The 13096-nt window shown below is 32.9% G+C and carries 10 protein-coding genes; 5 read left to right on the top strand and 5 right to left on the bottom strand.

The features are described from left to right. Window positions 1–60 precede the first annotated feature (60 nt). From BFJ87_RS01235 to BFJ87_RS01220, 4 genes are all read left to right on the top strand, one after another. Window positions 61–1362, top strand: coding sequence for an MGH1-like glycoside hydrolase domain-containing protein (locus tag BFJ87_RS01235; protein ID WP_171974450.1), 1302 nt, complete (start codon window positions 61–63; stop codon window positions 1360–1362). 13 nt (window positions 1363–1375) lie between these two features. Then, window positions 1376–3022, top strand: coding sequence for a sodium:solute symporter family protein (locus BFJ87_RS01230; protein WP_077398852.1), 1647 nt, complete (start codon window positions 1376–1378; stop codon window positions 3020–3022). 1 nt (window position 3023) lies between these two features. After that, a complete protein-coding gene (locus tag BFJ87_RS01225) occupies window positions 3024–4211 on the top strand; it encodes a glycerate kinase (protein ID WP_077398849.1) in 1188 nt (395 codons plus the stop codon). An 88-nt stretch (window positions 4212–4299) separates the two neighbouring features. After that, entirely contained in the window at window positions 4300–7047 is a 2748-nt protein-coding gene (locus tag BFJ87_RS01220; RefSeq protein ID WP_077398847.1) for a TonB-dependent receptor, read from the top strand. 65 nt (window positions 7048–7112) lie between these two features. Here BFJ87_RS01220 and BFJ87_RS01215 read toward each other — a convergent pair whose 3' ends face one another. From BFJ87_RS01215 to BFJ87_RS01195, 5 genes are read right to left on the bottom strand one after another with little or no spacing between them, the layout of a single operon-like run. Next, window positions 7113–7901, bottom strand: a complete 789-nt coding sequence (locus tag BFJ87_RS01215; RefSeq protein WP_077398845.1) for a TPM domain-containing protein — start codon at window positions 7899–7901, stop codon at window positions 7113–7115. Next, complete coding sequence (locus tag BFJ87_RS01210) at window positions 7882–8319, bottom strand: TPM domain-containing protein (RefSeq protein ID WP_077398843.1); 438 nt, start codon at window positions 8317–8319, stop codon at window positions 7882–7884. The genes BFJ87_RS01215 and BFJ87_RS01210 overlap by 20 nt, the downstream gene beginning before the upstream one ends. Before the next feature lie 8 nt (window positions 8320–8327). Beyond that, on the bottom strand, window positions 8328–8927 hold the full coding sequence (locus tag BFJ87_RS01205; RefSeq protein WP_077398841.1) for a LemA family protein: 600 nt from the start codon (window positions 8925–8927) through the stop codon (window positions 8328–8330). 39 nt (window positions 8928–8966) lie between these two features. After that, window positions 8967–9296 (bottom strand): MerR family transcriptional regulator, encoded by a 330-nt coding sequence (locus BFJ87_RS01200; RefSeq protein ID WP_013620277.1) that lies wholly within the window; start codon window positions 9294–9296, stop codon window positions 8967–8969. Continuing rightward, window positions 9296–10273: a M23 family metallopeptidase gene (locus BFJ87_RS01195; RefSeq protein ID WP_013620276.1), complete on the bottom strand. Its 978-nt coding sequence runs from the start codon at window positions 10271–10273 to the stop codon at window positions 9296–9298. The genes BFJ87_RS01200 and BFJ87_RS01195 overlap by 1 nt, the downstream gene beginning before the upstream one ends. Before the next feature lie 200 nt (window positions 10274–10473). Between BFJ87_RS01195 and alaS the strand changes: the two genes are divergently transcribed. Next, the gene (alaS, locus tag BFJ87_RS01190) at window positions 10474–13089 is read left to right on the top strand and encodes an alanine--tRNA ligase (RefSeq protein ID WP_077398839.1); all 2616 of its coding nucleotides are present in this window, start codon (window positions 10474–10476) and stop codon (window positions 13087–13089) included. Window positions 13090–13096 lie beyond the last annotated feature (7 nt).

The raw sequence follows: 13096 nt of genomic DNA, 5'->3' as shown, positions 1-13096 counted from the left end.
TATTAAAAAACACATTGGCGGATGTCAGTGCCGCCAGTGTGTTTAATTCAACATTTTTTTATGAAAGAGAGGTTAATATCACAAGCCATTAATGTATTAGAAGAAAATTTTCAGCCAGGAGGATTTACAATTCCGTGTAAAGGATTGTACCCTTTTCAATGGAAATGGGATAGCGGTTTTATAGCAATTGGTCAGGCTTATTATGATGTGTCTAAAGCAAAACAAGAAATTGCAACATTACTAGATGCGCAATGGGATAATGGTTTTATACCACACATTGTTTTTCATAACGAGAGTGATACTTACTTTCCAGGGGCAGATGTTCATCGGTCAGACTTAAGTCCGGTATCATCTAAAAAGTACAAATCTACAGGTATGACACAGCCTCCTGTAACTGGTTTTGTACTAGAAGAAATGTACAGAATAGCAAAAGACAAAGAAGATATGTTTGGTTATATAAAAAGCCAAATAGATAAGGTTTATGATAATCATAAATATTTTTATAAAAACCGAGATGTTAATGATGAAGGTCTAGTTTTTATTTACCACAATTGGGAGTCAGGTACAGATAACTCTCCTATTTGGGATGATATTTGGGAAACTATGAATCCGCCAGAGTATACTTTTGAACGTAGAGATACTACACACGTAGACGCATCACAAAGACCAAGTAAAAGAGAGTACGACCACTACCTGTATATTATAGAAATAGCTAAAGAAAATAACTATAATGATGCTAAAATTGCAGAATTATCTCCGTTTTTAGTTTTAGACCCATTATTTAATGCTATGTTAATAAGGTCTAACCAAGCATTAATTAACTTGTATACGCTAATTGGTGATAATGATGATAAAATAGCACAGCTTGTAAAGTGGCAAGTAAAAAGTATTAAAGGGTTTAATAAAAAACTTTGGGATAAAAATTTAGGTGCTTATGTACATTATGATTTAAGAAGTGATGAGCCTATAAGCTTTGTTACATCATCTTCTTTTTCTCCATTGTTTGCTAATATACCAAGCAAAGAAAGAGCAGATATATTGATAAATACAATGATGACAAAGTTTGGAGGAGAAGATAAATACCTATGTGCGTCTTTTGATCCAGAAAGCGACCGTTTTGATCCTAAAAAATATTGGAGAGGTCCGGTTTGGATAAATATGAACTGGATTTTGTTCTATGGTTTAAAAAATTACGACTACAATAATTTAGCAGAACGAGTTAAGGATGACTCTGTAGAGCTTATTGAAAAATTTGGTTTTTATGAGTACTTTAATTGTAAAAAAGGAACAGAAGATGCAGGCTACGGTGGAGGTAATTTTTCTTGGAGTGCAGCACTTTTAATAGATTTTTTAAATAATTAACTAAAAACAAGGTATGAACTATGTAGACTATGCAATTGTTGGGCTTTACCTTTTTGGGTTCTTGGCAATGGGCTATTTCTTTAAGGAAAACAAAGACTCTAAAGACTACTTCTTAGGAGGTAAAAGTCTTGGGTGGTTTCCTTTGAGCTTGTCTACTATGGCAACACAATTGTCTGCTATTAGTTTTATCTCTGCACCTGCTTTTGTTGGGTTAAAATTAGGAGGAGGGATGAAATGGTTAACATTTGAATTTGCTGTTCCCCTAGCAATGATCTTTATAATGGTCATTATAGTCCCTCCTTTATTTAGGTCTGGTGTAGTTAGTATATATGAGTTTGTAGAAAGGCGTTTTCATTCTTCTACTCGTATGCTCTTAAGTGTGGTATTTTTAGTAAGTAGAGCTTTAGCTACGGGTGTAATGGTTTATACTATTTCTATAATATTACAAGCTGTTTTAGATATAGATTATGTGTATACAGTATTAATTATAAGTGTAATAACAATAATTTATTCTTGGCAGGGAGGTATGAAAGCTGTTGTTTGGGGAGATGCCATACAAATGATAATTCTTTTTGTAGGTTTAATTGTATGTCTATTTTATGGTTGGTCTTTGCTAAATTCTCACGGTGGTTTAGGCGAAGGTTTTGCTCCAGAAAGGCTTCAGGTTGTAGATTTTAACTGGGGAGTGGGAGAAGGTCAGGAGTATGGTCTATGGCCAATGTTAATAGGTGGTTTTTTTCTATACGCATCATACTATGGGTGCGATCAAACACAAGCGCAACGTTTATTGTCTGCTAAAAATGAGTCTACTATACGTAAGCTATTGCTAGCAAATGGTTTGTTACGCTTTCCTGTGGTATTGTTGTATTGCACAATTGGTTTGGTAGTTGGTACCTTGGTTGTTAAAGCACCAGATTTTTTAAATGATATTGCTGTTATGACGCAAAAGTATTTCCCAGAAGAATTTGCAGCAACAGGAGCAAAAGCAGATTTAATGATTCCTATTTTTATAACTAAATATTTGCCTCATGGATTAATTGGTTTGTTAATGGTAGGTATACTTTCTGCGGCAATGTCTACGTTAAGTTCTACTGTAAATTCTTTATCTGCCGTAACCGTTGAAGATTTTTTTAATAGAGGTTCTAAAAAAATATCATCTAAAAAATACATATTAGTTTCTAAAATGTCTGTAGTTTTTTGGGGACTTGTATGTATGGCTAGCTCATTTTTATTTGGAGGTAGTAAAAGTGCAGTAATAGAAATTATTAATGCAATAGGCTCTGTTTTTTATGGTCCTGTTTTGGTTACCTTTTTACTAGCTATGTTTTCTAAAAAAGTAAATTACAAGGGTATAAATGCAGGTATTGTAATAGGTGTTTTGGTAAATCTTATTTTTTCTAAAACAATGCAAAATATTGTAGGTATAGATTTAGGTGTACATATTTTTTGGATTTGGTTAAATTTTACAGGTGTATTACTTACCTTAAGCATTAGTTATCTAGTAAGTTATTTAACAGGGTGGCAAAAAAGTAATACAGGTTTACTAATAAATGTATTCCCTAAAAAGTCAGATTTTTTAATAAAAGAAGTATATATATTATTAGGTTTTTTTAGTCTAATATTAATTTTAAGTTTTTTAATTCCCCAAATATATAGTTAGTATGAATTATTTAGTTATACCAGACAAATTTAAGGGCTCGCTAACGGCTAACGAAGTAATACAGTCTATTACTAATGGTTTACAGCGAGTAGACAAATCTCCTTCGGTTAAATCAATTTTAGCTTCAGATGGTGGTGATGGTTTTTTAGATGCCGTTGCATGTAAAATTATGGTTCAAAAAATATATGTAGATACACTAAACCCTATAGGAGAAAAATTACGAACATATTACCTTTACAATAAAGATACTAAAACAGCTTATGTAGAGTTAGCAAAAGCATCTGGTTTAGAGTTATTAAAACCAAAAGAACGTAGTGCTAAAAACACATCTACCTTTGGTACAGGATTGCTTATTAAAGATGCTATAAAAAAAGGGGCCACTAATATTTATGTAGGTTTAGGTGGTAGTGCCACTACAGATGCAGGTATGGGCTTGGCAGCAGCATTGGGTTATTCTTTTGTTAGTGAGGAAGGAATGTTACTAAATCCTATAGGAGATAATTTATCTAAAGTATTTAAAATAGAGCGTAATGCTACAGTTACCATATTAAACCGTATTAAGTTTTATGCCGTTAATGATGTAGAAAATCCGTTGTTTGGAGAAAATGGTGCGGCTAAAGTTTATGCAAAACAAAAAGGGGCTACAGCAAAAGATATAGATAATTTAGATAAGGGCTTAGAATATTTTAATTCGGTTGTAAAACATTCTTTATTATTAGATCATTCATTTGTGCCAGGAGCTGGTGCAGCTGGTGGTACTGCTTATGGTTTAAAAACGTTTTTTAATGCAGAGTTTGTTAATGGAACATCATTTTTGCTAGAATTGGCAGGTGTTCCAAAAATGTTTAAGAGTAAGAAAATAGATTATGTTATTACAGGAGAAGGTAAAATAGATAGCCAAACTACTAACGGAAAATTGGTAAAAGGTGTAGTAGATTTAGCAACTAAATATAATGTGCCAGTAGTGGCTATTTGTGGTAAGCTAGATGCTAACCAGATAGAGCTAGATGTAATGGGATTAAAAAATGTTTTAGAAATTTACAGCTCTAAAAAGGGGTTAGAATACAGTATAAAAAATGCAGCAAGTTTAATAGAAGAATCTATTGCTAATTTTTTTACCAATAACAGGCGTAAAACACAAAAAAAAGTTAACGTAAGTAATCTCTTTACAAAATTTAATATATTTTAAGAGTTTGTGTAAGTTTTTTAAGTTTTCTTTAAGAAGCATAGTTTTTGATAAAATTACATTTGTCTTTATCAAACTAAGCAAAACTTAAATGAAATTATTTTTAACGCTAGTAGTAATGCTAACCACATTAACTAGCTTTTCTCAATCTAAACAGAAATCGTTTGCCATTTCCGGAACCATTATAACCGCAGATGATAATCAGCCATTAGAGTCTGCCACAGTATATTTACAAAGAGTTAAGGATAGCTCCTTGGTGACCTATACAATTACAGATCAAAACGGAGCTTTTTCACTAGAAGGCAAATCTTATGATGCTACTTTAAATATGTTTATCTCATACATAGGCTATAAAACCTATACTAAGAGATTAACAATAACAAAAGAGAAAATTAATTTAGGACAGATTAATTTACAGCCCGATGAAAACTTATTAGATGAGGTGGTTGTAAAGGCTACTGCTCCTGTTACAATTAAAAAGGATACTTTGGAATTTAATGTAAATTCTTTTAAAACTAAGAAAGATGCTAATGTAGAAGATTTACTTAAAAAGTTACCAGGTGTTGAAGTAGATGAAAATGGAAAAATTACTATTAACGGTAATGACGTAAGTAATATTTATGTTAATGGAAAGCCTTTTTTTGGTGACGACCCTACAATTACTACGCGTAATTTAACCAAAGATATTATAGAAAAAGTACAAATTACCGATACTAAAACGAAGTCACAAGCTTTTACTGGTGAGGAGTCTGATAATGATAATAAAACAATTAACCTTACCATTAAAGAAGATAAAAATAAAGGCGTGTTTGGTAAAGCCTCTGCCGGTGGTGGTACAGATGAGCGTTATGAGGCTGCCGCAATGGTTAACTTTTTTGATAACGACCAAAGAGTAAGTGTACTTTTTGGTGGTAATAATATTAACTCTGCAGGGTTTAGTTTTGGAGATCTAAGCAATATGTTTAGTATTGTTGGCGGCGGCGGTGCTGGCAGTGGAATAACAACTTCTAAAAATGCAGGACTTAATTACACAGATAAGCTAAGTGATAAAGTAGAACTTTCTGCAGATTATTTTTATAAAGAAAGTAATACAGAAAACGATAATGCTAGCCAACGAGAAAATATTTTACCAGACTCTAGATACTTTACAGACTCTAGGTCTAACTCTGTTGTAGATAATTATGAACATGATGCTAATTTAGAACTAGAAGTAGAATTAGATTCTACATTACGTATAGATTTTGAACCCTCATTCACTTACGGAAAAAATACAAGTATGAATGCAAGTATGGAGGAGTCTAGAGACAATGATGATTTTGTAACAAACGAATCTCAGTCCAATTCATTTTCAGAGGGTACAACAAATAATTTTAGAAACGATTTAGATATTACAAAAAGGTTTGGAGCCAAAGGATCTTTTATACGTGTAAGTATTACCCACGGTATTAGAGAGGCTAACACCGAAAACTTTCTTAACTCGCAAACCGAAATATATGGTAGTAACCCAGAAACTATTACTAGAGATCAATTTACAAATGGAGAACAAAAAACATCAACGTTAAATACAGGTGTTACCTATAGGATTCCGTTAGTTAATGAAGAACTTTCTTTAGATCTAAAGTATGATTATAGGTCCGATAAAGATGAAGATGTAAAAAGTACTTTTGAACTAAATACGGCTACACAAGAGTTTACCAATTTTAATGAAGCATTAAGTACAGATTTTGAATATAAAAACGACAGAAGTACTCCCGGAATTAGAATAAACTATAAAAAAGATAAAATTAGATTTAATTTTGGAGGTAGTTATATTTACAGAACTTTAGAAAATAAGGATGCACTTAGACCAGAGCTTAACTTAAAACGTAATTTTGAGGCCTTAGAATTATACTCTAGGTTTACTTACAGGTTTAATCCTAAGTCTAGAATGTTTGCGCGTTATTCTTTAGATAATAACACACCAAGTTTAAACCAATTGCAACCTTTTGAGGATGTAAACGATCCCTTAAATACCATTATTGGTAACCCTAGCTTGGAACCTACTACAACACATAGTTTGTTTTTTGGTTTTAACAATCATAATTTTCAGAAAGGATTAACCATTTGGTCTTATGCAGGCTTTAATGTTAGTGAAAACCAAGTTGTGGCCAAAACCACAATTGATGATGATTTTGTTAGGAGAACCACTTATGCAAATGTAAATGGAGGATATAGTGGACGAGGAAGCTTTTTTATAAGTAAAACAAAAAGGTTAGATACTTTAAGAACATTAAAATTTGGGGTTGGTTTGTCTGGTAATGCTAGTAAAAATATTAACTTTAATAATAACGTAAAGTATAGCGCAACCAATACTTCGTTTAATCCGTCTTTAGAACTTACTTTTAATTGGAAAGATGTTATGGAGATTACACCAAGATATTCGGTTTCATTTACAGAAAATAGGTTTGATTTAGATCAGTTTAGTAATCAGAGTTTTAATTATCAAAATTTGGGTATTAGAACTTCTACTTTTGTCCCTAAAAAGTTAGAGTGGCGTAATGATGTTAACTATACATACAACCCAAACGTGGGGCCAGGTTTTCAAAAAAGTGCTTGGTTTTGGAACACAACTTTAGCGTATTCTATTTTAAAAAATAATGGTACAGTATCTTTAAAAGCGTATGATTTGCTTAACCAGAATACAAATGCAAGGCGTATAGCAACAGGCAACTACATACAAGACAGTCAAAGTACGGTACTGCAACGCTATTTTATGTTAAGCTTTAGTTGGAAATTTAATAGTTTAGGTAAAACTGGAGGTGCAATGCCATCTCCACCACCGCCTCCAAGAAGATTTTAATTTAAAATATAATAGAAAACACAAAACCCTGAATTTTTATTCAGGGTTTTGTGTTTGTTGTTCTGTTACCAACCTCCAGAAGCGCCACCGCCTCCAAAGCCACCGCCACCAAAGCCTCCGCCAAAACCTCCTGTACTGCCTCCGCCAAAGCTTCCGCCTCCGCCAAAACCACCAGAAGAACCTCCGCGCCCAAGGTTGCTTAATATTATAATATCTAATAAATCAATACCCGTAGACCTGTTGCCACCGTTATTACCACCGTTGTTTCTTTTTTTATTTATTAGTATTAAAATGATAATAAAGAAAACAATAAAAGGTAAAAAAGATTCTAATCGAAATTTAGTAAGGTTTCTGTCTTCTTTAAATTCGCCTTTTAATGCACTAAAAATGGCGTCTGCGCCATAGTTTAAGCCGTTATAATAACTACCAGTCTTAAACTCTGGTATAATTACATTATTAATAATTTGGTGTGCTGTAATGTCTGGTAATCTTCCTTCTACACCGTAACCCGTATTTATAGCTATTTTTCTATCATTCTTAGCTAATAGAATTAAAATACCGTTGTCTTTTCCTTTTTGGCCAAGCCCCCATTTATGTCCCCATTCTGCCCCTAAAAAATTGATATTCTCACCTTCTGTACTAGGTATTATAGTAATAACTATTTGTGTAGATGTACTATCAGAATAGCTAATAAGTTTACGCTCTAAGCTATTTTTTTCTGTAGTAGATAAAAGCTTTGCATAGTCATAAACACTAGTTTGTAGCTGGGGTTTTTCTGGTATTTTATATTGAGCTAAAGTAAAATTAGCAACAAATAAAAATAATAAAAATAGACTAGCCTTTGGATATTTCATTGCTAAGTTCGTTGGTGTCTGTATGTATCCAAGGAAAATGAGTTTCTAATTCTTTTCCAGCTTTTAAAACACCATTAATAATTCCTTGTTTAAAATTTCCTTTGGTAAATTCAGCTTGTATGGCATCTTTAGTGGTGTTCCAAAAATCTTTAGGTACGGCATTGTTTATTCCCTTATCGCCATAAATAACAAATTTTTTATCAAGTACAGCAATGTAAAGCAATACTCCATTTTCGGCTTTTGTATTATCCATTTTTAAAAAATGAAACACCTCTTGCGCTCTTTTGTAATGGTCTATTTTACTTGTAGCTTCAATATGCACTCTAATTTCACCAGAAGTATTTTTCTCTGCGGTTACAATAGCAGCTACAATTTCTTGTTCTTCAGCGGTGGTTAAAAATTCTTCAACCTTGGACATAGTGTTGTTTATTTAAAGTCAAAACTAGCATCTGGTGCTTTTTCTGATCCTTCATCGGCACTAAATAACGCCATAGGTTCAAAATTAGCTATAGAAGCAATAATGTTTGTAGGTATTTTTTCTATGTGAATATTGTAGTCACCGGCTATGTCATTAAACCTATTGCGTTCTACGTTTATTCTGTTTTCTGTACCTTCTATTTGTGCTTGTAATTCCAAAAAGTTTTTATTGGCTTTTAGTTCTGGATAACGTTCTACAGAAACTAATAGTTTACTAAGTGCGCCAGTTAAACCACTTTGCACTTTACTAAATTGCGCTATTTGTTCTGGTGTCATATTAGAGGGGTCTATGTTTATAGACGTTGCTTTAGCTCTTGCGTTTATAACACCGGTTAAAGTACTTTTTTCAAAGTCTGCTGCACCCTGTACTGTTTTTACCAAGTTACCAATAAGGTCATTTCTTCTTTGGTAAGAGCTTTCTACATTTGCCCACTGCTTAACGGCTTGCCCTTTCATTTCTACTAGTGTATTATTTGCGCTAACATACCAGGCGCCAAAAGCAAGTACTAATACAAGAATAAAAGCAAATACAATTAATAATTTTTTCATAGTTAGGTTTTTAGTGTTTAGTTTATTTATAATTAATGGTTATAGTTGATCTTTAATTTTTAATAGCTCTGATTTTACATTTTCTAATTTTGTAATAATATCAAAATTAGAAAGTGTTTTTTTCTTTTCTTCTTTAAGGTGTGTTTTTGCACCATCTAGGGTAAAACCTCTTTCTTTAACTAAGTGATAAATTAGCTGCAAGTTTTTAATGTCTTGCGGTGTAAATTTACGGTTGCCCTTAGCGTTTTTTTTTGGTTTTAAAACATCAAACTCCTTTTCCCAAAAACGTATTAAAGACGTATTTACGTTAAAAGCTTTGGCTACTTCGCCAATACTGTAATATCTTTTTTCTGGAAGCTCTATATGCATTAATCCAATGATTGATTTTCTTGAGTTGCGTGTTTTAATAGGTTTTCAAACTCTAAAGCAGAAAGGTTTCCGTAGTAGAAATTAATAGGATTAATTCTGTCGCCATCTTTCCAAACCTCGTAGTGTAAGTGTGGAGCTTCAGACCTACCTGTACTACCAACAAAACCAATAAGGTCTCCTCGTTTTACCTTTTGCCCAGCAGTAACATTGTATTTACTTAAGTGCGCATAAAGGGTTAGATAGCCATATCCGTGATCTATACGTATGTGTTTGCCATAACCAGTAGAACTTGCATCTGCTCTTGTAACTGTGCCGTTACCAGATGCGTATATTGGAGTTCCTCTTGGAGAGGTAAAGTCCATTCCCCAATGCATTTTACGTACTTTGGTAAAAGGGTCGGACCTCCAACCATAACCAGATGCCATACGTGTTAAGTCTTCATTACTTATTGGTTGTATGGCAGGTATTGCTTCTAAAAACTTTTCTTTTTCTTCAGCAAGTTTGGTAATTTCATCTAAAGACTTAGACTGTATTACCATTTGCTTTTGTATTATTTCTAAACGTTTAGTGGCGTCAATAATCATATCAGAGTTATTAAAACCCTCTAAAGATTTGTATCTATTTACACCTCCAAAACCAGCGCGTCTTTGCTCTTCAGGTATTGGGTTAGCTTCAAAATATAAACGATAAATATTATTGTCTCTATCTTCTATATTGGCTAAAACTTGTTCCATTTGCTCCATTTTTTTGTTAAGCAACTCAAACTGAAACTCGTAATTATGCAACTCTCTTTGTAAAGATAGCTCTTTGGGTGTGTTTACTAAATTTGTGTTTAATAGAAGTAATAAACCTAAAAAACCTAATATGGCTGCACCTATAAACATTAGGGCAACGTTCCGAAATTTTTTAGACTTTTTATGCTCTATCTTTCTGTAAGATAGGGTGTCTGGATCATAATAATATTTAACTTGAGACATAAAGGGAATTTATCCTATTTTTGCATTTTTAATTTATCAAAACAAACAAATATAAAAATTGTTTTGCAGAAATAGTTAATTTTATAAAAAGCTTACCATTTTAGAGTGGTATAAGCCATATAATTATGTGTTATTTGGGTTAAATATAGCGTTTTTTACAAAACTATAACTGCCAATTAAATTTACAAACATAGCAACGGATGAAATCTCAAGAAATAAGATCTCAGTTTTTAGAATTTTTTCAGAATAAAACACATAAAATTGTTTCTTCTGCCCCAATGGTCATTAAAGATGATCCTACTTTAATGTTTACCAATGCTGGTATGAACCAGTTTAAAGAATTTTTTCTTGGAAATACCGAAGCCAAAGACACTAGGGTAGTAGATACCCAAAAGTGTTTGCGTGTTAGTGGTAAGCATAACGATTTAGAAGAGGTAGGTAAGGATACTTACCACCATACTATGTTTGAGATGTTGGGGAACTGGAGTTTTGGTGATTATTTTAAAGAAGAAGCTATTACTTGGGCTTGGGAATTACTTACTAAGGTTTTTAAAATAGAAGAATCTAGCTTATATGTTACTGTTTTTGAAGGTAGTAAGGATAAGGATAATTTAGAGATGGACCAAGAGGCGCTAGATTTATGGAAAAAAATTATTCCGGAGTCTCAAATACTATTTGGAAATAAAAAAGATAACTTTTGGGAAATGGGAGATCAGGGGCCTTGCGGACCTTGTTCAGAAATACACGTAGATATTAGGTCTGCAGAAGAAAAAGCTAAAGTTTCTGGTGCAGAATTGGTAAATATGGATCACCCACAGGTTGTAGAAATTTGGAACCTTGTATTTATGCAATACAACCGTAAAGCAAACGGTGAGTTAGAAAATTTACCTGCAAAGCACGTAGATACTGGTATGGGTTTTGAACGTTTGTGTATGGTAATGCAAGGTGTACAGTCTAACTATGATACAGATGTTTTTACACCTATAATTAGAGAAATAGAAACAATTACCAACGCAGAATACAATAAAAACGAAGATACAAACATAGCAATACGCGTTATTGCAGATCATATTAGAGCTGTTGCTTTTTCTATAGCAGATGGCCAGTTGCCAAGTAATACTGGGGCTGGTTATGTTATACGTAGAATTTTAAGAAGGGCTATACGTTACGGATTTACATTTTTAAATACCAAAGAGCCATTTATGTATAGATTAGTAAATGTATTAACCAATACTATGGGTGATGCTTTTCCTGAGCTTAAAGAACAAAAGCAACTTATAGAAAATGTAGTTAAAGAAGAAGAGCATTCTTTTTTAAAAACATTAGACCAAGGATTGGTATTGTTAGATAGCGTAATAAACAGTGCTTCTTCTAAAACTATAGATGGTAGAAAAGCTTTTGAATTGTATGATACTTATGGTTTTCCTATAGATTTAACTGCTCTTATTTTAAGTGAGCGTGGGTATACGTTAGATGAAAAAGGGTTTGATGCAGCAATGCAAGAACAAAAAAACAGATCTAGGTCTGCTTCTGAGGTATCTAAAGAAGATTGGGAAGTGCTTTTGCAAGATGCAGAACAGGAATTTGTTGGGTATGATGTTTTGGAAACTAATGTGCGTTTAGTTAAATACAGAAAAGTTACTTCTAAAAAAGATGGAGAACAGTATCAATTGGTCTTTAATATTACTCCTTTTTATGCAGAAGGAGGCGGTCAAGTAGGTGATAAAGGGTATTTAGAAGCTCAAAACGGAGATGTTGTTTACATATTAGATACTAAAAAAGAGAATAACGAAATTATTCACTTTGCTAAAAATTTACCTAAAAATACTACAGATACTTTTAAGGCTGTTGTAGATGTAAAACAACGTCAAAGAACAGCAAGTAACCATACTGCTACACATTTATTACACCAAGCATTAAGAGAAATTTTAGGTACACACGTAGAACAAAAAGGTTCTGCTGTACACTCTAAGTATTTACGTTTTGATTTTTCTCACTTCTCTAAAGTTACTTCAGAGCAGTTAAAAGAGGTTGAAGATTTTGTAAACGCAAGAATAGAAGGTAACCTACCGTTGCAAGAAAAACGTAACATACCAATGCAAGAAGCTTTGGATGAAGGCGCAATGGCTTTGTTTGGAGAAAAATACGGAGATACGGTTAGGCTTATACGTTTTGGGCAGTCTGTAGAGCTTTGTGGTGGTACACACGTACAAAACACAGGAGATATTTGGCATTTTAAAATTAAGTCTGAAGGTGCGGTTGCATCAGGAATACGAAGGATAGAAGCTATAACTTCTGATGCTGTTAAAGATTTTTATGCAGCTAATAGTGAGGTTCTAACAGATATAAAAGAAGTTTTAAATAATGCTAAGGATCCTGTAAAAGCTGTAACTTCTTTACAGGAAGAAAACAGCAAACTTAAAAAAGAAATAGAGCAGTTATTAAAAGATAAAGCTAAAAATTTAAAAGGTGATTTATTAAGTGAAATAAAAGAGCTAAATGGTGTTCAGTTTTTAGCTAAAAAAGTAGATTTAGATCCTGCCGGAATAAAAGATTTATGTTTTAATATGGGAGCTAATGCAACCAATATGTTTTTACTTTTTGGAGCAGAAAATAATGGCAAAGCAACCTTATCTTGTTATATATCTAAAGAATTAGCAGGCGAGAAAGATTTAAATGCAGGTACTATTGTACGTGAACTTGGTAAATACATACAAGGTGGCGGTGGTGGCCAAGCATTTTTTGCAACTGCAGGTGGTAAAAACCCCGGTGGTATTGCAGAGGCATTAGAAAAAGCAGTGAGTTATATTAGCTAAACACAGT

This window comes from Cellulophaga omnivescoria, assembly GCF_001999725.1.
Lineage (GTDB): Bacteria > Bacteroidota > Bacteroidia > Flavobacteriales > Flavobacteriaceae > Cellulophaga > Cellulophaga omnivescoria.
The sequence above is the reverse complement of the archived record's forward strand: the minus strand, read 5'-3'. Positions and strand labels throughout refer to the sequence as shown.

What these genes read in the sequence shown, in the direction of transcription:
- BFJ87_RS01235 (WP_171974450.1), top strand. Translation starts at nt 61, where the DNA reads ATGAAAGAGAGGTTAATATCACAAGCCATTAATGTATTAGAAGAAAAT.
- BFJ87_RS01230 (WP_077398852.1), top strand. Translation starts at nt 1,376, where the DNA reads ATGAACTATGTAGACTATGCAATTGTTGGGCTTTACCTTTTTGGGTTC.
- BFJ87_RS01225 (WP_077398849.1), top strand. Translation starts at nt 3,024, where the DNA reads ATGAATTATTTAGTTATACCAGACAAATTTAAGGGCTCGCTAACGGCT.
- BFJ87_RS01220 (WP_077398847.1), top strand. Translation starts at nt 4,300, where the DNA reads ATGAAATTATTTTTAACGCTAGTAGTAATGCTAACCACATTAACTAGC.
- BFJ87_RS01215 (WP_077398845.1), bottom strand. Translation starts at nt 7,901, where the DNA reads ATGAAATATCCAAAGGCTAGTCTATTTTTATTATTTTTATTTGTTGCT.
- BFJ87_RS01210 (WP_077398843.1), bottom strand. Translation starts at nt 8,319, where the DNA reads ATGTCCAAGGTTGAAGAATTTTTAACCACCGCTGAAGAACAAGAAATT.
- BFJ87_RS01205 (WP_077398841.1), bottom strand. Translation starts at nt 8,927, where the DNA reads ATGAAAAAATTATTAATTGTATTTGCTTTTATTCTTGTATTAGTACTT.
- BFJ87_RS01200 (WP_013620277.1), bottom strand. Translation starts at nt 9,296, where the DNA reads ATGCATATAGAGCTTCCAGAAAAAAGATATTACAGTATTGGCGAAGTA.
- BFJ87_RS01195 (WP_013620276.1), bottom strand. Translation starts at nt 10,273, where the DNA reads ATGTCTCAAGTTAAATATTATTATGATCCAGACACCCTATCTTACAGA.
- alaS (WP_077398839.1), top strand. Translation starts at nt 10,474, where the DNA reads ATGAAATCTCAAGAAATAAGATCTCAGTTTTTAGAATTTTTTCAGAAT.